Source organism: Nocardia shimofusensis NBRC 100134 (genome assembly GCF_001613125.1).
GTDB lineage: Bacteria > Actinomycetota > Actinomycetes > Mycobacteriales > Mycobacteriaceae > Nocardia > Nocardia shimofusensis.
On sequence record NZ_BDBT01000001.1, the window covers coordinates 81,473 to 102,254 of the forward strand.

Genomic DNA, 20,782 nt, shown 5'->3' on the forward strand with positions numbered 1-20,782 from the left:
ATGAACCTGACCGGGTAATGCCGGCGTAGGGAGGAACAGCCATGGCCTCGGCCGATCACACGAACGCGCCCGTCGACACCGTCACCACCGGCCCGATCGAAGGCAGCGTCAAGCACTACCTCGAAGTCGACGATCTCCGGATTCCGGTGCGCCGGGTCAACCTCAGCAACGGCGAGACCTTCGACGTCTACGACACCTCCGGCCCGTACACCGACGACACCGCCGTCATCGACCTGGAGGCCGGACTCCCCGAGCTGCGCGACAGCTGGGCCAAGCCGTCCGTCGAGGGCCCGCGCACCCAGCTGGCCTGGGCCCGGGCGGGCATCGTCACCGACGAGATGCGGTATATCGCCGCCCGCGAGGGCGTCACGCCGGAACTCGTGCGCGAAGAGGTCGCCGCGGGCCGCGCGGTTATCCCCGCCAACCACAACCACCCCGAACTCGAGCCGACCATCATCGGCAAGAAATTCCTGGTGAAGATCAACGCCAATATCGGCAACTCGGCGGTCTCCTCCTCGATCGCCGAGGAAGTGGAGAAGATGGTGTGGGCCACCCGCTGGGGCGCCGACACCATCATGGACCTGTCCACCGGCAAGAACATCCACGAGACCCGCGAGTGGATCCTGCGCAACTCCCCGGTCCCGGTCGGCACCGTGCCGATCTACCAGGCGCTGGAGAAGGTCAACGGCGATCCCGCCGCGCTGACCTGGGAGATCTACCGCGACACTGTGATCGAGCAGGCCGAACAGGGCGTCGACTACATGACCGTGCACGCCGGCGTGCTGCTGCGGTACGTGCCGCTCACCGCCAAGCGCGTCACCGGCATCGTCTCTCGCGGCGGCTCCATCATGGCCGCCTGGTGCCTGGCCCATCACCAGGAATCGTTCCTCTACACCCACTTCGAAGAACTCTGCGAGATCCTGGCCCGCTACGACGTCACCTTCTCCCTCGGCGACGGCCTGCGCCCCGGCTCCATCGCCGACGCCAACGACGAGGCCCAGTTCGCCGAGCTGCGCACCCTGGGCGAGCTCACCAAGATCGCGAAATCCCATGGCGTGCAGGTGATGATCGAAGGCCCCGGCCACGTGCCCATGCACAAGATCGTGGAGAACGTCCGCCTCGAGGAAGAACTCTGCGAAGAGGCCCCCTTCTACACCCTCGGCCCGCTCGCCACCGATATCGCGCCCGCCTACGACCACATCACCTCGGCCATCGGCGCGGCCATCATCGCCCAGGCGGGCACCGCCATGCTCTGCTACGTCACCCCCAAGGAGCATCTGGGCCTGCCCAACCGCGACGACGTGAAGACCGGCGTGATCACCTACAAGATCGCCGCTCACGCCGCCGATCTCGCCAAGGGCCACCCGCACGCCCAGCAACGCGACGACGCACTGTCCAAGGCGCGCTTCGAGTTCCGCTGGCGCGACCAGTTCGCCCTGTCGCTGGACCCGGACACCGCCCGGGAGTACCACGACGAGACGATGCCCGCCGAGCCCGCCAAGACCGCGCACTTCTGCTCCATGTGCGGCCCGAAGTTCTGCTCGATGCGCATTTCCGCCGACGTCCGCGAATACGCCGAGACCCACAACCTCACCGACGTCGCGGCGATCGAGGCGGGCATGGCGGAGAAGTCCGCGGAGTTCGCCGAAGCGGGCGGGCAGGTCTACCTCCCGGTCGTGTCGTAATCGACTGCGCGGCCAGGGTTTCGGCCATCGCGCCGAGCCCGGGCCGCGCAGCCCGGCCGGATCTACTGGAAAGTGGCGTGCACCGGCCGGACGACGACGACCACACGCCGGGGATGATCGCCGACCGGCTTGTCGTACTCGAGCCCGTACCGGCGGGCGAGCACATCGAAGAACTCGCCCTCGGGATCGGGCTCGACCCGTTCCACCACACCGCGCACCTCCAGGTACCGGTAGGGCTGCTCGGGATCGTTGATGCTGAGCGCGACCACCGGATTCCGGTCGACATTGCGATGTTTGGCGCGATCGGTGGTCGTGGTCAGCCGCAGGAACTCACCGTCCCACACCTGCCAGACCGGAGTGACCTGCGGCGTGCCGTCGGGATTCAGCGTGCCCATATGCGCGAACAACGGGCGGGTCAACAGGTCGGTGTGACTATCGGGAATCATGCGCATCTCCAAGCTTTGATTACCATCAAAGCTTTTATATCAGCCCTACTCTTGACTGTCATGGGCATGCCCGCGCACGAACGACTCGGCCTGGACCTCAAACGAGCCGAGCAGGAATTGATGGCCGCCAAGCACGAGGCGGTCAAACCGCTGACCGTCCCGCAATACGCCGCGCTGTTCGCCCTCGCCGACAACCCCGGCATCTCCGCGGCGGCTCTCGCGCGCGCCTGCCTGGTCACCCCCCAGGCCATGACGGTGGTCCTGCGCAACCTCCAGGACCGCGGCTTCGTCGAACGCACGCCCCATCCCTGGCACCGCGGCGTCCTGGAAACCCGCCTGACCGAGGCCGGTCGCGCGGCCTTCGACGCCGCGGACCGCCGAGCGGCCGCGATCGAACGCCGCATCGCCGACGCGTTCACCGCCGCCGAGCGCGACACCCTCCGCGAACTCCTCGCCCGATTCGCCACCGCCGCCCGAGGCGACGCCGACCGACCCGGCCGCTAGTCAGCCGAGAACGGTGTCGATCAGCCGACGAGCCGCACGATCGGTGCGCTCCACTTCGCCGGTGACGAGCCGATCCTGGAGAACACCCCGGAGGCCGGACACCAGCAGCGTGGCAACGATTTCCGGGTCGTCCACGGAGTCGATCCGACGCAACCCGTCCGCGAGCGTCCCGATGAAGGCCGCGATGGCCTCGGTGGCATAGTCCCGGAACGGCCCACCGGCGGCGCAGGCCGCGCCGAGCACCTGCAGCAGAACCTTCACGCTCGTGGATTCCGCGCCGTCGGCATTGGACCGCCAGAACTCCCACAGCCGATCACGCAAGGTCGCCATGTCGGCGACGTCCGCGAAGACGGCGGTGAGATCCGGTCGCTGGGTGGCCAGTGCCTGCACCAGCAGTTCCTCCTTCGTGCCGAAGTAGTGGATCAGCATGCGCGAACTGGTCCCCAACTCCGCGGCGAGCGGACGCAGCGACAGTTCGGCGAGTCCGCGCTCGGCGATATAGCCGACGACGCCTGCGAGCAGTTCGGCACGACGCACGTGGTCGAGAGGACGGGCCATGCATTGACTGTAGCGATTGCTACAGGTATTCATGTCATCGTGACTGTACCGATCGCTTCACAAACTATCGATGCGCAGCTCCGCTCCGTTGTCGTGACCGGCTACGCGGCCACCACCGCACTGGCCGACGACATGGACGCGACCTGGTCGGCATTGCTCGAGGGTCGCAGCGGAATAGGTTCTCTGGACGCCGATTTCACCGCTGAACACGACCTTCCGGTGCGGATCGGGGGGAGGCTCGCGCAGCGGCCCACCGAGCGACTCACCCACCTGGAACAGCGCAGACTCTCCTACGTCGAACAACTGGCATTGGTGCTGGGCAGGCGCGTCTGGGCGGCCGCCGGCGCACCGGAGGTCGACGGCGAGCGCCTCGCGGTGGCGATCGGCACCGGCCTCGGCGGCGGCGACGCACTCATCGACGCCGTAGACGCCATGCGTACGGGCGGCTACCGCAAGGTCTCGCCACTGTCGGTGCCGATGATCATGCCCAACGGTCCCGCAGCCACCGTCGGACTCGAGATCGGAGCGAAGGCAGGGGTTTTCGCCCCCGTGTCGGCATGCTCCTCGGGCTCGGAGGCGATCGCGCAGGGCTGGCGGCTGATTCGCGACGGCGCGGCCGACCTGGTGGTCGCGGGCGGAGTCGAGGGCCATCTGCATCCCGTTCCGATCGCGAGCTTCGCCATGATGCGCGCACTCAGCACCCGCAACGACGAACCGGAACGGGCGTCGCGACCCTTCGACGCCGATCGCGACGGTTTCGTCTTCGGCGAGGCAGGCGCCCTGCTCGTCCTCGAATCGGAAGCGCACGCGCGGTCCCGTGGAGCGAAGATCCACGCCAGGCTGCTCGGTGCGGGCATCACCTCCGACGCCCACCACATCGTCGCCTCCGACCCGACCGGCGACGGCGCGGCGCGGGCCATGCGTCAAGCCATCCGCGCATCAGGTCTGAGCCCCGCCGACATCACCCACGCCAACGCCCACGCCACCTCCACCCCGATCGGCGACGCCTCCGAGGCCGCGGCACTGACCGCCGTTCTCCCGCACGCCTCGGTCTACGCCCCGAAATCCGCACTCGGACACTCCATCGGCGCGGCCGGCGCCCTCGAATCCGCCGTCACCGCCCTCACCCTGCGCGAGCAGATCGTCCCGCCCACCCTCAACTTCGATCATCCGGACCCCGCGATCGATCTCGACATCGTCGCCGACAAGCCCCGCGAGCAGCGGATCGACTACGCGATCAACAACTCTTTCGGGTTCGGCGGCCACAATGTCGCCTTGGTCTTCGGCCGCGCCTGACCGCATCATGGCTGCCGCCGAGCGCACGGGCGCTGCCACCGGCCGGTCCGAGCGGGAGATGGCAGAATCATTTGCCGAACGAACTATCCGTGACCGGCGGCCTCCGTCGGCCCGATGGACGGGAAACGACCATGAGTGACGCGCCCGAGGCCTTCTACCTGCCCGACCCCGACCAGCCGGGCCGTTTCCTGTCCACCGAACTCACCCGGGGACCGTGGTCCCCCGACGCCCAGCACGCGGGCCCGCCCTCGGCCCTGATCGGCCACGCGCTCGAGCGCTGCCAACCGCGCGAGGACTTCCGGATCGGCCGGGTCGCGGTGGAGATCCTCGGCCCGGTGCCGCTGGCCCCGCTCACCGTCGAGACCAGGGTTACCAGGCCGGGCCGCAGCGTGGAACTGCTCGAAGCGACGCTGTCGGCCGATCGCGGCCCGGTGATGAAGGCCAACGCGTGGCGCTTCCGCCGCGCCGATCCCGACCTCGACGTGCCCGAGGAGTTCCGGCCCACCGGCAGCCGCCCTCGCCCCGAGACCACGCCGCCGCCGACCCCGTTCCCCTCCCTGCAACCGGTCGGATTCCACACCGGCATCGAATACCGCTTCCAGCGAGGATCTTTCGCCGAACCGGGCCCGGCGGTGTGCTGGGTCAGGCTGAAGTACCCGATCGTCGCGGGCACCACCCCCAGCCCGCTGGAACGCACCCTCGCCGCGGCCGACTCGGGCAACGGCGTCAGCGCCGTGCTCGACTGGTCGAAGTACTTGTTCATCAACACCGACCTCACGGTGACCCTGCACCGCCAGCCGGTCGGCGAATGGGTCTGCCTGGACGCTGTCACCCACCCGCAGCCCGGCGGCATCGGCCTGGCCGAGTCGGCGTTGTTCGACGAGCACGGACCGCTCGGCCGCAGCACCCAGACTCTATTCCTCGGCCCGCGCTGACCGGGAAACTCGGCACGCGGGCCCGGTCGCTCAGGTCCGGACCGGCTTCACGCCGCGGCGTCCACCGCCGTCCGTCCCAGCTTCCGGCGCGGCCGGGAGTTCGCCCTCGACGCCGCGCCAGGACACCATCGACGCGAGCGAGATCAGTTGTTCGCCAGTTCATCACGCCACAGCGAACTGTCGACGTAATGGTTGTCGTACAACGGCGAGCTCTCGCGGATGTCCTGCACCGTCGCCTCACCGCGGTAGACCCGCTCCAACAGCCGGTAATAGTCGAAGCGCTGCATGCCGGGTGTGAAGACCACGAGCAGTTCGGCGTCGGCGTCCGGCGCCGGGGCGAACGCGTGCGCCACGGTGGGCGGCACGGTCAGGAAGTCGCCCCTGCCGAGCCGGATCACCCTGTCGCCGAGCAGGAATCGCGCGGAACCCTCGAGCACCAGGAACATCTCGGTGGCCTTGGTGTGGAAGTGCGCGGGCGCTCCGGGCGATCCCTTCGTCAATGTCGCCTTGTTCGCGGTGAGCGCTCCGCCGGTCGCGTCCGCGTCGGCGAGCAGCGTGATGAGGCTGAGCGCGCCGTCCTGAAGCGTGGCCGCGTTCTCGGACCGGATGAGAACAGGGGCCGGGTGCTGTGTGGTGCTGGTCATCGGTGACTCCTGGAGTTGCAGTGCGGCTCACCGCTTTCGCATCGGGCCGCGTTCACACAGCGATGTGTTCGTCCACCAGAAACGGAACAACGAAGGCGCGCAGCATCTCCCGCTCTTCATCGGCGTCCGGTGCGGGCATGGTGAGTAGCGAGACCACCGCCCGCACGGTCCACCGGCCGAGCCTGCGCGCGGCGGGCGCGTCGAGATCGGGCCGCAACGCGGCGACGAAATCGCGGGCCAGTTCCTCGACAACGGTCGAGGAGTCGGCCAGCTGGGCGACGACACCGGCGTTCACCGGCCGGAACCAGACAGCCAGATGCGGGGTTTCGCGCACTTCGGCCAGGATCGCGGTGAGAGTGTCGAGCAGGGCGGTGGCAGGGTCGGTCGCCGCGGCGCGATCCCGCCACACCCGGGCGACGACGCGCCGTGCCTCCCGCCCGGCGAAGGCGACGAAGAGCTCCTGCCGGTTGGGGAAGTACCGGTAGAGCGTGGCGCGGGAGCAACCGGCGGCGGCCGCCACCTCGGCCATGCCGATCCCGGTCACGCCCTCGACGCCGCGTTCCAGGAACAGTCCGCGCACCGCGTCGAGAATGCGTTCGGCGGCGAGTTCGGTGCGCTGACCGGCGAGCCAGTCTCCGCTCATGCCGCGCTCCGGAACGGCACCCGGGTGGGTCGGCGCACGTAGGGGCCCTCGGCGTATTCGACGGCGTCGATGTCCACGGTGAAGCGGGGGTAGCGGGCGAGCAGTTCTTCCATCGCGACGCGAGCCTGCAAGCGAGCGGCGGCCGCGCCGAGGCAGTGGTGCGGGCCGTGGCCGAAGGTGAGGATGTGCTGTGGATTGCGGGTGATGTCGAGGTCGGCGGCGTCGGGGCCGAACACCCGTTCGTCGCGGTTCGCGGAGCCGTACACCAGCAGCACCTTACGGCCCGCGGGGATCGTGACGCCCTCGATCTCCACCTCGCGCGTGGTGGTGCGGGCCAGGCCCTGCACCGGGGAGGTGAGCCGGGCGAACTCCTCGATCGCGGGCCGGATCAGGGCGGGGTCGGCGGTCAGCGCGTCTCGCTGCGCGGGGTTCAGGTGCAGCAACTGGACCGCGCCGCCGAGCAGGCCGGTGGTGGTGTCGTTGCCGCCGGCGACCATGGTCCAGGCATAGGCGAGCACTTGGACCAGACCGGTCACGTCCTCGTCGGTGGCGCCGAGTCCCGCTTGGACCAGCAGCGAAACGGTGTCGTCGCCGGGCTCGGTGCGCCTGCGCCGGATCAGCTCGGCGAAGTAGCCGACCATGTCCGTCGAGGCCGCCTCGGCCTGCTCGTTCGTCCGGTCGACGCCGCCCGCCACCACGGCGTCGGTCCACCCGTCGAACCTGTCCCGATCCTGCTCCGGTACACCGAGATAGTGCGCGACGACCATGCTCGGCAGCGGTTTGAACAGGGTCTCGACGATGTCGCCGCCGTCCGCGAGCAGGTCCAGCCGCTCGCGGACGAAAGCGCGCACCATCGGCTCGAGCGTCTCCACGCGCCGCGGCGTGAACCCGCGCGCCACCAGCGTGCGGAACTCGGTGTGCTGCGGCGGGTCCTGCATGACCAGCGGCGGATTCGCGGTGAGTCCGATCTGCTCCAGCTCGCCGTATTCGACGGTCAGTCCGTCGCGGGAGGAGAACGTCGCGGTGTCGCGGGCCGCGGCGACGACGTGGGCGTGCCGGGTGAGCACCCAGTAGTCGTTCTCGGGTCTGTCCTCGGGAACCACGCGGTGCACCGGGTCGTGCTCACGCAACGCCGAGTACAGGGACCACGGGGCGGCCCAGGTGGCGCCGGTGCACAGCCGAAAGCCGTGATACTTCTGAGTCAACATGTTTCGACGGTAAGACAGATTGCACTATCTGTCTAGCATCGTAAACCTCGAGTCGGCGCCACTCACGCGTGCTCGTGCAATGCACCCCAGGCCGGGAACGGGTCCTCGTAGGCCGCCCATCGGGCAGGCCCCGCCGCGAACTCCTGGTCGGTGAGCAACGCGGCGTCCAGCAGCCCGCGCACCCGGTCCCCGTCGAGACGCACCCCGATGAAGACGATCTCCTGCCCCGGCGCCCCATCCAGTTGCGACCACCAGGCGGCCGGTTCGAAGGTGAGGTTCGGCCCGGCCTGCGACCACACCGCCGCGAACTCACCGCGACTGGCGATCCAGCAGAATCCCTTGCTGCGCAACATCCCTCGCATCTGCTCGAGCGCTTCGCCGAGCCGCGCCGGATGGAAGGGGCGCGCGGCGGTGTAGGTGATGCTGCGAATTCCGTATTCCTCGGTCTCGGGAACGTGACCGCCCGCCAATTCCTCGTCCCACCCGTCGCTTTCGGCCGCGAGCAGCGGGCTGTAGCGGCCGGTGCCCAGCACCTCGGACAGCTCGACCACGCCGCGTTCGGTGCGCAGCACCCGGGCGCGCGGGTTCATCCGGCGCACGGTCGCCTCCACGGTCCCCGCCGCGGACTCGCTCACCAGGTCGGTCTTGTTGATCAACAGCACGTCGGCGAACTCGACCTGGTCGACGAGCAGGTCGGCGATGGTGCGCTCGTCGCCCTCGCCCGCCTGCAGATCGCGCTCGGCCAGCGCCTGACCGCGCACCACCTCGGCCAAGAACGTGGAGGCGTCCACGACGGTGACCATCGTGTCCAGCCGGGCGATATCGCCGAGCCGGAACCCGTCCTCGAACTCCCACTCGAAGCTCGCCGCCACCGGCATCGGTTCGGAGATACCGGTCGACTCGATGACCAGTTGATCGAAGCGCCCCTCCCGCGCCAGCCTGCCGACCGACTCGACCAGGTCCTCGCGCAACGTGCAGCAGATGCAGCCGTTGGTCAGCTCGACCAGCTTCTCCTCGGTGCGGTCGAGGTGCCCCTGACCGGCGACGAGGGCGGCGTCGATGTTCACCTCGCTCATGTCGTTGACGATCACCGCCACCCGGCGGCCTTCCCGGTTGGCGAGGACATGGTTGAGCAACGTGGTCTTGCCCGCCCCGAGGAAGCCGGACAGAACGGTGACGGGCAGCGGAGCGATGCTCACGGATTCGGTCATACAGTAAACGATAATCGTTTTCATTAATCGTCGGTAAGCGGGGTTCGATCCGCCGCGCGACCGGCCGCCCCGCGGCTGGCCGCGAGACCGTAATGTGCCTGTTGTGAAACTGCTGCCCCTCCCCGCCGAAGGACAGACCCCGGTCCGCGTCCTCACCATCGCAGGCACCGACTCCGGTGGTGGTGCAGGCATCCAGGCCGACTCCCGGACCATGGCGCTGTGCGGCGTGCACGCGCTCGTCGCGGTGGCCGCCGTGACCGTGCAGAACTCGGTGGGCGTCAGCGGTTTCCACGAGATCCCGCCGCAGGTGGTGGCCGACCAGGTGCGCTCGGTGGCCGGGGACATCGGCGTCCAGGCGGCCAAGACCGGGATGCTCGCGTCCTCGGCGATCATCGAGGCGGTCGCCGAGGTGTGCCGGGAGGTCGGCATCGGCGGCGGCGGGCCGACCCCGCTGGTGGTCGATCCGGTCGCGGCCTCCATGCACGGCGATCCGCTGCTGCACGAGGAAGCCCTCGATGCTGTCCGCAACACGTTGTTCCCGTTGGCCACGGTCGTCACCCCGAATCTGGACGAGGTGCGGCTGATCACCGGTATCCAGGTCACCGACCACGCCTCCGCGCGCAAGGCCGCCGAAGCCCTGCACGCGCTCGGCCCGCGCTGGGTGGTGGTCAAGGGCGGACACCTGCGGTCCTCCCAGGTCAGCACCGACCTGCTGTTCGACGGCCACGCCTTCCACGAGTTCACCGCACCCCGGATCGCCACCGGCAACGACCACGGTGGCGGCGACACTCTGGCCGCCGCGATCGCCTGCGCTCTCGCCCACGGCTACCAGGTGCCCGACGCGGTCGCCTTCGCCAAGGAGTGGACCCGTCGCTGCCTGGCCGCCGCCTACGACCTGGGCGCCGGGCACGGCCCGGTCTCCCCGCTCTGGCGGCTGCACCAGGCCTGATCCACACGCTCGGCCGGTGCGGAAAACCTGTCGGACCTCGGCGCGATACTGAGTTCGTCGCCGCCACCATCCACCGCAACGGCGCGGCAATCCGGACCAACGGCGTTCCCGGTGACGACGACTCCACCTCACCCCGGCCCGGCACCGAGGCCGGCATCCTGCGGGCCGGGGATTCATGGTGCCGCTGGCCGAGCGCGAGGCAAGCGCGCACGCCCGGACAGGCGCCGTTCCCGAATCCGGACTTCCGTTCAACGGAACGAAGCCGATGACCACGCCGATGGCCGAGCCCATACTTTCGGCAGTCGCCACCACCATCACTCGCAACGGCGCGGACGGTTCGGGACAACGGCGTTCCATGGTGGAGGCGACGGATACTTTGCCGAATCGGCAACATTACTTGCCGACCGGCACGGCGAGCGAGCACCATCACGTCACGAGCCCCACCGCACCACGTGACGAGGAGACAAGCATGCCCGAGCCCACGCCCGAACAGTTCTGGGAAGACTTCTACCGCGAGCGCGACAACATCTGGTCGGGCAAGGTGAACCCGCTGTTCGCCCGCGAAGCCGACGCACTGACCCCCGGCACCGCACTCGACCTCGGCTGCGGTGAGGGCGCGGACGCGATCTGGCTGGCCGAACGCGGCTGGCAGGTCACCGCCACCGACATCTCCGCGACCGCGCTCGAGCGCGCCGCGAAGCACGCCGCCGACGCCGATGTCGCCGATCGCATCACCTTCGTCCGGCACAACCTGCTCGAGACCTTCCCCGAAGGCACCTTCGACCTGGTATCCGCGCAATTCCTGCACTCCCCGGTGGCCGCGCCCGGCGAGCGCGACTCGATCATGTTCCGCGCGGCCGAGGCCGTCGCGCCGGGCGGGGTGTTCCTGATCGTGGGGCACGCGGGCTGGCCGAGCTGGATGACCGAGCCGCCGATCTTCGAATTCCCGACCATCGAGGGCACCCTCGCGCTGCTCGACCCCTACGGACCGTGGTCGGTCGAGACCAGCGAGCGTGTCGAGCAGGAAATGGTCGGCCCCGAAGGGCAGATCGGCGCCCGAGCCGACACGGTCCTTCGCCTGCGCAGGCCGGAAGCTGATTCCGACCGCTGACCAGGCCGCACCATCGGCATGCTCGTGCAGCGGGCATGCCGACCACCGCGCGCGGCGATGTGGTGACCAGCACCGGTACCCGGCGCGATGTTCCCAGGAACCTCCCAGCTCCATCCCAGCGGCGCGGGAGCAGCGGGCTCGATCGTGGAGTTCATGACCGAGACCGTGGCAACAGCCGATGCGGCGGCGCACAGTTCCGCTGCCGGAGACCGGGCGCCCGTGCTGGACATCGTGATTCCCGTCTACAACGAGGAGGCCGGGCTGGGCGCCTGCGTGCGCCGCCTCGACGAGTACCTGCGCGGCGGTTTCCCCTTCTCCGCGCGCATCACCATCGCCGACAACGCCAGTACCGACGACACTCTGCGCATCGCGCACGATCTCGCCGCGTCGATGCCGGGGGTGCGGGTGATGCACCTGGATGCCAAGGGACGCGGGCGGGCGTTGCGCGCGGTGTGGGAGCTATCCGACGCGCAGGTGCTCGCCTACATGGACGTCGATCTGTCCACCGATCTGGACGCGTTGCTCCCGCTGGTGGCTCCGTTGGTGTCCGGGCACTCGGATCTGGCGATCGGCACCCGCCTGGACGCCTCGTCACGGGTGGTGCGCGGGCCCAAGCGCGAGATCATCTCCCGCTGCTACAACCTCATCCTGAAAGCCGCTCTGCGCGCACACTTCTCCGACGCGCAGTGCGGCTTCAAGGCGATCCGCGCGCAGGTGGCGCACCGTCTGTTGCCGCTGATCGAGGACGGCGAGTGGTTCTTCGACACCGAATTGCTTGTCCTCGCCGAACGCGCCGGACTGCGTATCCACGAGGTGCCGGTCGACTGGATCGACGACCCCGACAGCCGCGTCGACATCGTGGACACCGCGCGCAAAGACCTGCGCGGCGTCTGGCGGCTGGCCAGGGCGATCTCCACCGGCGCACTGCCGCTGGAGGAACTACGCGCGGCCATCGGGCGCGAACCGCTGGTGCCCGGCGTCCCCCTCGGCATGGTCGGGCAGGTGGTGCGCTTCGCGCTGGTCGGCGTGGGATCGACACTCGCCTACATACTGTTGTATCTCTTGCTGCAGCCGATCGCGGGCGCGCAGGCCGCCAACTTCCTCGCCCTGCTGCTGACCGCGGTCGCCAATACCGCCGCCAATCGCGCCTTCACCTTCGGCGTGCGGGGTTCGACCCGCGTGCTCACCCATCAGTTCCAAGGTCTGCTGGTCTTCTGCTTCGGACTGCTGGTGACCAGCGGCTCGCTGTTCGCCTTGCACCGCTGGGCCGCCGACGCGCCCGTGTTCGTCGAGCTGGGCGTGCTGGTGTCGGCCAACCTGGTCGCCACCATCGCCCGCTTCGTCGGCCTGCGCTGGGTGTTCCGCGACGCGGGAGGTGACGGGATGGTCCGCCGACACCACACGCCGAGCGACCCCGCCGGTCGTGCTCACTCCGGTGACAGCGCGGATCCCTCCCATACAGCCGATCTCCTCGGTTTCCACGACCACGCTCGCGGCGCCGCGCGCACGGCCGATACCCCTCGCACCGACGACAAGTCAGGAGCCGCCTGGTGACCGACACCCTTACCGCATCATCGAACCCCGCCGCGCCGAACCTCTCGCCCGCACAGCCCGATCCGCGCGCGCACCTGTCGATCCGCCGCGAATACGTGCTGCTGGCACTGCTGCTCGTGGGCACCACCGCGGCCTACCTCTACAACCTCTCCGCCAACGGCTGGGCCAACACCTTCTATTCGGCCGCTGTGCAGGCGGGATCCGAATCCTGGAAGGCGTTCTTCTTCGGCTCCTCCGACGCCGCGAACTCGATCACCGTCGACAAGCCGCCCGCTTCGCTGTGGCCGATGGCGTTGTCGGCGCGACTGTTCGGGCTCAACAGCTGGAGCATGCTGGTGCCGCAGGTGTTGCTCGGCGTGGGCAGCGTGGCGCTGTTGTGGGCGACCGTGCGCAAGGTGTTCGGTCCCGCCGCCGGCCTGCTGGCGGGGCTGACGCTGGCGGTGACCCCGGTGGCGGCGTTGATGTTCCGATTCAACAATCCCGAAGCGCTGCTGATCTTCCTGATGGTTGCGGCCGCGTGGGCGATGACCCGCGCGGTGGACGACGGGCGCTGGCGGTGGCTGGTGCTGACCGGCGCGTTCATCGGCTTCGGCTTCCTGGCCAAGCAGTTGCAGGTCCTGCTGGTGGTGCCCGCGCTCGCGCTGACCTACCTGGTGGCCGGGCCGCCACGGCTCGGCAAGCGCATCGCCCAGCTGTTCGCGGCAGGTGCGGCGATGGTGGTCGCGGCCGGTTGGTGGCTGTTGGCGGTGGAACTGTGGCCCGCGTCGTCGCGACCGTGGATCGGTGGCTCGCAGAACAATTCGATCGTCGAACTGACCCTCGGATACAACGGTCTGGGCAGGCTCAACGGTCACGAGACCGGCAGCGTCGGCCCCGGCGGCGAACTCCCGCCCGGCGGCAACGGCATGTGGGGGCAGACCGGCATCACCCGGATGTTCGACAATGCCCAGGGCGGTCAGATCGCCTGGTTGATCCCCGCCGCACTGCTCCTGCTGGTGACCGGCCTCGTGCTGCGCGGCCGCGCTCCCCGCACCGACGACAAGCGCGCCGCGCTGATCCTGTGGGGCGGCTGGCTGATCGTCACCGGCCTGGTGTTCAGCTTCATGCAGGGCATCTTCCACCAGTACTACACGGTCGCCCTCGCCCCCGGCATCGCCGCTCTCGTGGGCGCGGGAACGGTACCGGCCTGGCGCGAGCGCGACCGGCCGTGGGTGCGGCTCGCCCTCGCGGCCGCTGTGGCCCTCAGCACGACGATCGCATGGATGTTGTTGTCGCGCAGCGCGGATTTCGTGCCGTGGCTGCGCTGGGCGATTTTGGTGACCGGCCTCGCCGCCGCCCTCGGTGTGCTCGTCCCCGTTCCGCGCAAAGTGCTGACCGGGATCGCGGTGGCAGCGGCTTTCGCGAGCCTCGCGGGGCCGGTGGCCTACACCGTCCAGACCCTCGCCGACTCCCATCAGGGCTCCATCCCCACCGCGGGCCCCGCCACCGGGGGCTGGGGCGGCCCCGGACCACGGATGCCCGGCGAGATGCGCGCCATGCCCGGCGGTTCCCCGCCGCCCGGTGGATTGTTCCCCGGACAAGAGCTGCCCGGCGATGGATCGACCGACGACACCGTCCCGGCCCTCGGTGCCGCACCCAACTCGAGCGGATCCGCCGCGCCGGACGATTCCGCCGCCGGACAGCAGGCAGGCGCTCCCACCGACGGACGAATGATCGGCGGCCCGGGCATGCCGGGCGGCCCCGGCGGCCTCCTCGGCGCCACCACAGCCGGTAACGAACTCGTCGCCCTGATGGAAACCGATGCCTCGCAATACACCTGGGTCGCCGCAGCCGTCGGGTCCAACAGCGCCGCGGGCGTGCAGCTGGCGACCGGCATGCCCGTCATGCCCGTCGGCGGGTTCAACGGCAGCGACCCGTCGCCCACCCTCGAACAGTTCCAGCAGTACGTGCGCGACGGCGAGATCCACTACTTCCTCGGCGGCAGCCGCGGCGGCCCGGGCGGAAGCTCCGAGTCGGAGAGCTCACGGATCAGCGACTGGGTCGAGCAGAACTTCACCGCCATCGAGGTCGACGGCGTGACCGTCTACGACCTGACCGCCCGGGAGTGATCAGGTGAACCGCGCCCGGTTCTCCTGGACCAGGACCGGTAGGTCAGCGGGTGAGCAGGCGCGGTCAGCAGCGGAGGATCGAGGCGGCCTCCGGCGACAGGCCGTATTTGCCGGCGCAGTCCATGCCGCCGTAGCCGTGTTCGATGAAGCGCCAGTGCCCGTGCGCCTCCGAGTACTGGAACAGGTACAGCTCGGGATGGAGGGCGCCCTCCGGCCAGTTGTTCGCCGAGGCGAAGGTGCCGGTGCAGCGCGAGTCCTGGAGCGGGACCAGGGAGTTGGGGGGACCCGTCATGCGTAGCGAGGTGATCAGATACTCGTCTGTCACCACGGCACAGTGGTCCTCCGACGGCGCCGGGGATTCGGTCACGCCGGTATCGCCGGGCACGGTCGGCTCCGGAGCGGGCACCGTCGCCTCGGGAGCGGGCACGGTGGTCTCGGGAGCGGGGGCCGCGGTTCCGGCGTCGGGACCGGGGACCGGGGCGCCGGGGGTGGTCGCCGGGGCCGAGGCGCTCGTGGACACGGTGGTCGAGGCCGCGGAGCCCTTGTCGGAGGCGTCTTCGCCGCCGCACGCGGTGAGCACGGCCGCGGCGGTGGCCGTGGCGGCGATGAGCAGAACGGATCGCTTCATATCTCCTCCGAGGGAAGGGCCCCGCCGAGTGACGGGTGCTGCCCGAATCATCGGAGACACAGAACGATTCGTTTCATGTGCGAACTATAAGTGTCTCCTGCGCGAACAATGAGAGGGGAGAACGGTCCGACACTCAGCTCGGCGACGAGTCGGGGTCGACGAAGCGGAGGGTCAGGTTGTCCGTGGTCGGGCGGGCCACGCAGGGCAGCGTCCGGCCCACGGCTCGCTGGGCATCGGTGAGCGCGAGCAGCGGGTCGTCGGGAAGTTCCACGGCGCCGGATTCGACTGCGGCCAGGCAGGTTCCGCACGAGCCGCCGAGGCAGGAATAGGGCAGGTCTTCGCGGTGCGGCAGTGCCGCGTCCAGCACGGTCGCGCTGCGCGGCATGTCGAAGCGCAATTCGAAGCCGTCGCCGGTGAGAGTGACGGCGCTGGTCGGACTTTCACCGTCTGCGGCGCCCCGCGCCGTCGGGCGGGCGGTGTCGAACAATTCGAAGGCGATCGCCTCGGAGGGGATGCCGCGGGCGCGCAGGGCGTCGACGGTGTCGGTGACGAGTGTGCGTGGGCCGCAGAGCAGCCAGTGGTCGGCGTCCTCGGCGGCGACGACCTCCGGGGTGAGGCGGCCGGAGCGGAAACCGGGGTCGGCGGGGTAGGCGTTGCCGCGGGAGAGGTGGTGCACGATCCGGAGCCGGTCGGCGTATCGGGCCAGCAGATGGTCGAGTTGCTTTCTCAGCATGATGGCGCGGTCGTCGCGGCTGCCGTAGTGCAGGGTGACCGTGGTGTCCGGATCGGCGGCCAGCAGTGCGGCGACCTGCGCGATGATCGGGGTGATGCCACTGCCCGCCGCGACGGCCACATACCGGCAGGCGGGGCGCGGGTCGACGGTGAACGTGCCCGCGGGCTCGGAGACGTGCAGGACGCTGCCGGGGGCCAGCTCGCCCACCGCGTAGGCGGAGAACAAGCCACCTTCCTGGCGCTTGACCGCGATGCGCAGGGCGCCCGCGGCGGGGTCCTCGCACAGCGAGTAGGTACGGCGCACCGAGGCCGCCGGGCTCGCTCCCCGGATCACCACGTGCTGACCGGCGCGATACCGGAAGCGCTCGGAAAGGCGTTCGGGCACATCGAATTCGACGACGACGCTGTCGGCGGTGTCCGGGTGCACCGCGCGGACGGTCAACCGATGGAAGCCACGGGCGGGACCGTAGGGCATCGGATCGAAGCCCGGCGACCCGGACGAGGCCGCAATCGCGACGACCGCCGGTCGATCCACCCGCCCGCGCAGGGCCTCGGGCAGTGCCGACACGACCGCCCGCACCGGGGCGGTATCGCGCAGCGCGAGACCTCCGACCGCGCCGAGCGCCGCCACGGCGCGACCGAGCAGCTTCGGGTCGAGCACACTGACCGGCCTGTCGAGCAGCCCCGCGATGCGCGCGATCTGCCTGCCCACCAGCGCGTCCCGCGCGCCCACCGACATGGCGGCACGGGTGGCGAGTTCCAGCGCGCGCGTCGGAATCCGGCCGCCGTCGTCCACATGCGGCATGGCCAGGTCGAACAGCCGGGTGATCATCCACGCGTCGTCGATCTCGGCGGCGACCGCGCCGAACCAGCGCGCGGCCAGCGGGGAGCCGGAGGGCTCGGCGAGCACTCGCCGCAGGCACAGCGATTGCAGCGCCGAGACACTCATGCCCTGACCGAACGCCGGGCTGAAACTGCACACCGCGTCGCCCATCACGAGCAGGCCGTCCGGGAAGCGGGTCAGCAGTTCGTAGCGGCGGCGCTGATTGGCCAGGTAGCGGTAGGTGGAGACGGGCGTGAGCGGCTCCGCGTCGAGCAGCGCCTCGCGCACGTCCGGCGGGGCGACCGAGGCCGCGAACCGCCAGAACCCGTCGTCGTCGGTCGGCGGGTGATCCGCGCCGTAGCCGATGAGGGTGAGGATGTGCCGGTCACCCTCGACCTCGAACAGCGCCAGCCCGCGCGCGGGATTCTGGTTCGCGACCACGATCTCCTTGTCGGCGACCGCGCCCGCGGGCAGCCGCACGTACCGGCTGGCGTACTTCATGTCGATCCGCACGCCGTCGGCCCGCGGACGCTCGTAGCCCAGTCCCTCCAGCCAGTCCTCGATCGGACCGTGCCTGCCCATGCACGAGACGACCAGATCCGCCTCCAGATCCGCCTCGACCTCCCGCACCCCGCCCGATGCGGATTCGAGCCGGACCCCGCGCACCCGCCGGTTCCCGTCCGCGGCGAGCAGTCCGGACGCCGCGCAGCCGTCCACGATCGTGACGTTCGGCAGCGCGCGGACGCGCTCGCGCACCCGCCACTCCAGGAACGGCCTGCCGGCCTGGAGCAACGAATAGCCCGCATCGGCCTGCCGCAAGGTCTGCCCGGCGATCGTCATCCGCATCTGTGTGAGCGAGCGACACTCGACCGCCCCGTCCGCGAGCGTCTGCTCGGTGAAGCCGGGGAACAGCTCGTCGAAGATCTGTTTGCCCCGCGCCAGGAGCGCGTGCACGTGCCGCCCCTGCGGGACCCCCTGCCGGTCTCCCGGCTGCGACAGGTCGTCGCGCTCGATCACGGTGACCCGCTCGAAGCTCTCGCTGAGCACCCGCGCCGCGAGCAACCCGGCCATGCTCGCGCCGAGCACCACCGCATGTCCTCGGCCCACCTGATCGATTGCCACTGTCCGCACCTCCGACGTCGTCGTCGTCCGAAGGTCAGTATCCGCTACGGCGAGTCCACAGGAATCGGCTGGTGCCAGTTCGAGGCGCCGGCGCCGGGAGCGCCCGTGACTTGCGCAGTCGCCCTCGTCGGTCCCGCCGATCGGGCACCGGGCCGAGATGATGAGTGAGAGTTGATGTCCGACCGTACTGGCACCATCGACGTTCGTGACGATCCATGAACGGCCGATGCCGCCCCTGAACGCCGACGAGCGCGCCACGCTGGAATCGTGGCTCGACTTCTACCGCACAACGCTGGTGGTCAAGTGCCAGGGGCTCGACGATGCTCAATTGCGTACCGCCGCCGCGGCGCCTTCTCCGCTGACCTTGCTCGGCTTGGTTCAGCACATGGCCGAGGTCGAACGCAATTGGTTCCGCAGGGTCCTCACCGGGGAGTCCGCCCCGCCGATTCACGTCGGCACCGCCGGGCACAGTGGCGGTTTCGAGGTATCCGACCAATCGTCGTACGACACCGCCCTGACCATCTGGCAGGACGAGATCGCCCACGCCCGCCGTAATTGCGCCACCCGCCAGTTGGATGACACGAGTCCGTTCATGAATGACCAGGTGAGCCTGCGCTGGATCTACACGCACATGATCGCCGAGTACGCCCGCCACTGCGGCCACGCCGACCTCATCCGCGAACGCATCGACGGAACCACAGGCATCTGAACCGCTCAGGAAGGCTGACGCAGGTGGTCTCGGCGTTCCGCGATGAGCGCGGCAAGGCGCTTCGACCATTCTTCTTCGAACCCGATTTCGATGACGCGATCGATCCAGGGTTCGGCTGCCTCGATGATTCGATTCAGACTGCGATCGCAAGCACGTGCCGGAACGCCCAGCCGCTCGGCAGCTTCGAGCCACCAGCGGCGATGCAGCTTGTTGTTTCGGCCGAAGAGTGACAGCGCCATCGGGTCTTTCCATGACAGGTACGGCTGTGTCGTCAGCAGGTCGTAAGCCGGGGTTACTTCCCAGATACCTCCCGGCGCTTGCCGAATCGACAAGTTCTTTCCGTGTAAGTCGCCGTTGCCGATGAGATAGCTGAACGCCGCGATCTCGAGCATGTGCAGGACAGCCGACCGTCGCGAACCAGCCCCTGCCTGCACGGCCTCGGCGAGACCGATGATCGCCTCCTGCAGACTGATCCGATATTTCGAAGCCGGGTATCGATCGAGGACCTGACAAGCGTCTTCCTGAGCGAGACGGCGGACGCCACCGGGTCCGGGCACACGATCGAACCGCTCGACGAACAGCGCGGTCTGGCCGTTGCGATCGGTCGCCAGGCGATGGTCTGGTACCCGAATGCCGCACGCCGCAGCCATGTCGAGAAAGAAGTTCTCGATCACCGCGAGCCGTGCCCCTTCGGGCAGGAGGCCGGCGAAGAATGCGGGAACTGATCCACCGGTCGACCGGAAAATGCCGTTGCGTTTCGGCAGCGTGAAAGCCACCTGTGGGGCGTCGGTGTCGGCGCGATAGGCCTCGGCGTACCGAAAGACGATGTCGTCTCGTTCGCGGCGCAAAGTACCCGCGAATCGACCCGATTTGTAGACATCGGCTTCTGCGATGTCGCGCATACGTTCCGGGTCAGGCCAGGCGACCATTCTTCACCCCGCTCTCAGGCCGCAGTTGGGCTGTCTGTCCGGGCAGTTCGACGGCCTTCCCGGTGGGAAGAGCGACCAGAGTCAGTCCAAGAGCATCGAGAATGCGGAGCGTCACGGTCAGCGTTGGAGAGCTCTTGCCGCCTTCGAGCGTGCGCACCGACGACAAACCGACATCGGCGAGATCGGCCACGTCCTGCTGCGTCAAACCGAGCGTTAAGCGTCTTTCGACGACATAAGTGCCGAACTCGGACAGCGGTCCCGTCTCAGCATGTGTACGTCGACGTGGTTGAGGCCTGGTCATCATGACACTCCTATCGGTGCTGAAACAACGATAACAGCGTTGCCGCACCCCAGAGAGTGCCAACCGCCTTCTTATCACTGATATGGCAACGATAACTATGACACACCAGGACCGCCATAACCTAACCCAGGATTATCGTCCGCATAGCAACGATAAGCGTGCCGAACTCGCAGCCCAGCACTCCCGCCAATGGCCACGCCGACCTCATCCGCGAACGCATCGACGGAGCCACGGGCGTCTGAACGCTGACGAAAGAACCCACCCGGCGCGGATACGCCGGGTGGACTCGTTGTTCGGACTTGGTACGTCAGGTCAGCCCGTGATCTCCACCGTCGTTGTCGCGATCCCGCCGTTCGGGCACCAGGCCGAGACGGTGTGCGTGCCGACGGGGACGTTGTCGACGAAGACGTTCCCGGTGGGGGCGACCGGGATGCTCTGCGTTTCGGGTGTGCCGTTGTAGGGGTCGATCGAGCAGGCATCGGCAGCGTCGCCGCCGAGCGGCGTGACGGTGACGACCATCCAGTTCGGGCCCGCTACGACGTCGACCGCCGGGGGCGGCGGCGGGGGCGGCAGTTCTTGCTCGTCCGCAAGCGCGGCACCCGCCATCAGCACGGGCCCCGCGAAGGCGACAGCGACGCTCAGCAGCGTCCTCGGCGCTTTCATGGTGTTCCTCTCGTCATCCGACC

The 20,782-nt window shown here is 69.1% G+C and carries 20 protein-coding genes; 9 read left to right on the forward strand and 11 right to left on the reverse strand.

Annotated features, from left to right (window positions below):
• The first annotated feature begins 41 nt into the window (after nt 1-41).
• Nucleotides 42-1,685 (forward strand): phosphomethylpyrimidine synthase ThiC, encoded by a 1,644-nt coding sequence (gene thiC, locus NS3_RS00420; protein WP_067852136.1) that lies wholly within the window; start codon nt 42-44, stop codon nt 1,683-1,685.
• Nucleotides 1,686-1,747: 62 nt separating this feature from the next.
• Here thiC and NS3_RS00425 read toward each other — a convergent pair whose 3' ends face one another.
• Nucleotides 1,748-2,137, reverse strand: coding sequence for a PPOX class F420-dependent oxidoreductase (locus NS3_RS00425; RefSeq protein WP_067852711.1), 390 nt, complete (start codon nt 2,135-2,137; stop codon nt 1,748-1,750).
• 54 nt (nt 2,138-2,191) lie between these two features.
• On the opposite strand from NS3_RS00425, the gene NS3_RS00430 reads away from it, so the two are divergent.
• On the forward strand, nt 2,192-2,635 hold the full coding sequence (locus NS3_RS00430) for a MarR family winged helix-turn-helix transcriptional regulator (RefSeq protein ID WP_245649370.1): 444 nt from the start codon (nt 2,192-2,194) through the stop codon (nt 2,633-2,635).
• Here NS3_RS00430 and NS3_RS00435 read toward each other — a convergent pair whose 3' ends face one another.
• Complete coding sequence (locus NS3_RS00435; RefSeq protein WP_067852139.1) at nt 2,636-3,193, reverse strand: TetR/AcrR family transcriptional regulator; 558 nt, start codon at nt 3,191-3,193, stop codon at nt 2,636-2,638.
• Nucleotides 3,194-3,232: 39 nt separating this feature from the next.
• Between NS3_RS00435 and NS3_RS00440 the strand changes: the two genes are divergently transcribed.
• Together NS3_RS00440 and NS3_RS00445 are read left to right on the forward strand one after the other, a co-directional pair.
• Nucleotides 3,233-4,489, forward strand: coding sequence for a KasA/KasB family beta-ketoacyl-ACP synthase (locus tag NS3_RS00440; protein ID WP_067852141.1), 1,257 nt, complete (start codon nt 3,233-3,235; stop codon nt 4,487-4,489).
• 131 nt (nt 4,490-4,620) lie between these two features.
• A complete protein-coding gene (locus tag NS3_RS00445) occupies nt 4,621-5,424 on the forward strand; it encodes a thioesterase family protein (protein ID WP_067852143.1) in 804 nt (267 codons plus the stop codon).
• Nucleotides 5,425-5,567: 143 nt separating this feature from the next.
• On the opposite strand, the gene NS3_RS00450 is transcribed toward NS3_RS00445, so the two are convergent.
• The 4 genes from NS3_RS00450 to NS3_RS00465 all read right to left on the reverse strand — a co-directional run bounded on the left by NS3_RS00450 (nt 5,568) and on the right by NS3_RS00465 (nt 9,130).
• A complete protein-coding gene (locus NS3_RS00450) occupies nt 5,568-6,068 on the reverse strand; it encodes a cupin domain-containing protein (protein WP_067852145.1) in 501 nt (166 codons plus the stop codon).
• A gap of 52 nt (nt 6,069-6,120) precedes the next feature.
• Nucleotides 6,121-6,711, reverse strand: coding sequence for a TetR/AcrR family transcriptional regulator (locus tag NS3_RS00455; protein ID WP_067852147.1), 591 nt, complete (start codon nt 6,709-6,711; stop codon nt 6,121-6,123).
• Nucleotides 6,708-7,919 (reverse strand): cytochrome P450, encoded by a 1,212-nt coding sequence (locus tag NS3_RS00460; RefSeq protein WP_067852149.1) that lies wholly within the window; start codon nt 7,917-7,919, stop codon nt 6,708-6,710. Before NS3_RS00460 ends, NS3_RS00455 begins: the two co-directional genes overlap by 4 nt.
• A gap of 62 nt (nt 7,920-7,981) precedes the next feature.
• Nucleotides 7,982-9,130 carry a GTP-binding protein gene (locus NS3_RS00465; RefSeq protein ID WP_067852151.1) on the reverse strand — a complete coding sequence of 383 codons (1,149 nt, stop codon included), beginning with the start codon at nt 9,128-9,130 and terminating at the stop codon, nt 7,982-7,984.
• A gap of 103 nt (nt 9,131-9,233) precedes the next feature.
• On the opposite strand from NS3_RS00465, the gene thiD reads away from it, so the two are divergent.
• From thiD to NS3_RS00485, 4 genes are all read left to right on the forward strand, one after another.
• Nucleotides 9,234-10,079 (forward strand): bifunctional hydroxymethylpyrimidine kinase/phosphomethylpyrimidine kinase, encoded by an 846-nt coding sequence (gene thiD, locus NS3_RS00470; protein WP_067852153.1) that lies wholly within the window; start codon nt 9,234-9,236, stop codon nt 10,077-10,079.
• 469 nt (nt 10,080-10,548) lie between these two features.
• Complete coding sequence (locus NS3_RS00475) at nt 10,549-11,190, forward strand: class I SAM-dependent methyltransferase (protein WP_067852715.1); 642 nt, start codon at nt 10,549-10,551, stop codon at nt 11,188-11,190.
• A 153-nt stretch (nt 11,191-11,343) separates the two neighbouring features.
• A complete protein-coding gene (locus NS3_RS00480; protein WP_084494961.1) occupies nt 11,344-12,744 on the forward strand; it encodes a bifunctional glycosyltransferase family 2/GtrA family protein in 1,401 nt (466 codons plus the stop codon).
• Nucleotides 12,741-14,852 carry a glycosyltransferase family 39 protein gene (locus NS3_RS00485; protein WP_067852155.1) on the forward strand — a complete coding sequence of 704 codons (2,112 nt, stop codon included), beginning with the start codon at nt 12,741-12,743 and terminating at the stop codon, nt 14,850-14,852. The genes NS3_RS00480 and NS3_RS00485 overlap by 4 nt, the downstream gene beginning before the upstream one ends.
• 64 nt (nt 14,853-14,916) lie before the next feature.
• Here the strand turns inward: NS3_RS00485 and NS3_RS00490 are convergent, their stop codons facing one another.
• Nucleotides 14,917-15,480 (reverse strand): hypothetical protein, encoded by a 564-nt coding sequence (locus NS3_RS00490; RefSeq protein ID WP_067852157.1) that lies wholly within the window; start codon nt 15,478-15,480, stop codon nt 14,917-14,919.
• 133 nt (nt 15,481-15,613) lie between these two features.
• The gene (locus NS3_RS00495; RefSeq protein WP_157101087.1) at nt 15,614-18,157 is read right to left on the reverse strand and encodes a 2Fe-2S iron-sulfur cluster-binding protein; all 2,544 of its coding nucleotides are present in this window, start codon (nt 18,155-18,157) and stop codon (nt 15,614-15,616) included.
• A gap of 205 nt (nt 18,158-18,362) precedes the next feature.
• Between NS3_RS00495 and NS3_RS00500 the strand changes: the two genes are divergently transcribed.
• The gene (locus tag NS3_RS00500; RefSeq protein ID WP_245649372.1) at nt 18,363-18,866 is read left to right on the forward strand and encodes a DinB family protein; all 504 of its coding nucleotides are present in this window, start codon (nt 18,363-18,365) and stop codon (nt 18,864-18,866) included.
• A gap of 5 nt (nt 18,867-18,871) precedes the next feature.
• On the opposite strand, the gene NS3_RS00505 is transcribed toward NS3_RS00500, so the two are convergent.
• The 3 genes from NS3_RS00505 to NS3_RS00515 all read right to left on the reverse strand — a co-directional run bounded on the left by NS3_RS00505 (nt 18,872) and on the right by NS3_RS00515 (nt 20,759).
• On the reverse strand, nt 18,872-19,768 hold the full coding sequence (locus tag NS3_RS00505; RefSeq protein ID WP_067852163.1) for a type II toxin-antitoxin system HipA family toxin: 897 nt from the start codon (nt 19,766-19,768) through the stop codon (nt 18,872-18,874).
• A 10-nt stretch (nt 19,769-19,778) separates the two neighbouring features.
• On the reverse strand, nt 19,779-20,096 hold the full coding sequence (locus tag NS3_RS28165) for a helix-turn-helix domain-containing protein (RefSeq protein WP_084494962.1): 318 nt from the start codon (nt 20,094-20,096) through the stop codon (nt 19,779-19,781).
• Between the two features lie 312 nt (nt 20,097-20,408).
• A complete protein-coding gene (locus NS3_RS00515; protein ID WP_067852166.1) occupies nt 20,409-20,759 on the reverse strand; it encodes a hypothetical protein in 351 nt (116 codons plus the stop codon).
• Nucleotides 20,760-20,782: the final 23 nt, after the last annotated feature.

Bases quoted from the DNA above. Each gene is read 5' to 3' on its own strand.
- thiC (WP_067852136.1), top strand. From the start codon at position 42: ATGGCCTCGGCCGATCACACGAACGCGCCCGTCGACACCGTCACCACC.
- NS3_RS00425 (WP_067852711.1), bottom strand. From the start codon at position 2,137: ATGCGCATGATTCCCGATAGTCACACCGACCTGTTGACCCGCCCGTTG.
- NS3_RS00430 (WP_245649370.1), top strand. From the start codon at position 2,192: ATGGGCATGCCCGCGCACGAACGACTCGGCCTGGACCTCAAACGAGCC.
- NS3_RS00435 (WP_067852139.1), bottom strand. From the start codon at position 3,193: ATGGCCCGTCCTCTCGACCACGTGCGTCGTGCCGAACTGCTCGCAGGC.
- NS3_RS00445 (WP_067852143.1), top strand. From the start codon at position 4,621: ATGAGTGACGCGCCCGAGGCCTTCTACCTGCCCGACCCCGACCAGCCG.
- NS3_RS00450 (WP_067852145.1), bottom strand. From the start codon at position 6,068: ATGACCAGCACCACACAGCACCCGGCCCCTGTTCTCATCCGGTCCGAG.
- NS3_RS00455 (WP_067852147.1), bottom strand. From the start codon at position 6,711: ATGAGCGGAGACTGGCTCGCCGGTCAGCGCACCGAACTCGCCGCCGAA.
- NS3_RS00460 (WP_067852149.1), bottom strand. From the start codon at position 7,919: ATGTTGACTCAGAAGTATCACGGCTTTCGGCTGTGCACCGGCGCCACC.
- NS3_RS00465 (WP_067852151.1), bottom strand. From the start codon at position 9,130: ATGACCGAATCCGTGAGCATCGCTCCGCTGCCCGTCACCGTTCTGTCC.
- NS3_RS00475 (WP_067852715.1), top strand. From the start codon at position 10,549: ATGCCCGAGCCCACGCCCGAACAGTTCTGGGAAGACTTCTACCGCGAG.
- NS3_RS00480 (WP_084494961.1), top strand. From the start codon at position 11,344: ATGACCGAGACCGTGGCAACAGCCGATGCGGCGGCGCACAGTTCCGCT.
- NS3_RS00490 (WP_067852157.1), bottom strand. From the start codon at position 15,480: ATGAAGCGATCCGTTCTGCTCATCGCCGCCACGGCCACCGCCGCGGCC.
- NS3_RS00505 (WP_067852163.1), bottom strand. From the start codon at position 19,768: ATGCGCGACATCGCAGAAGCCGATGTCTACAAATCGGGTCGATTCGCG.
- NS3_RS28165 (WP_084494962.1), bottom strand. From the start codon at position 20,096: ATGACCAGGCCTCAACCACGTCGACGTACACATGCTGAGACGGGACCG.
- NS3_RS00515 (WP_067852166.1), bottom strand. From the start codon at position 20,759: ATGAAAGCGCCGAGGACGCTGCTGAGCGTCGCTGTCGCCTTCGCGGGG.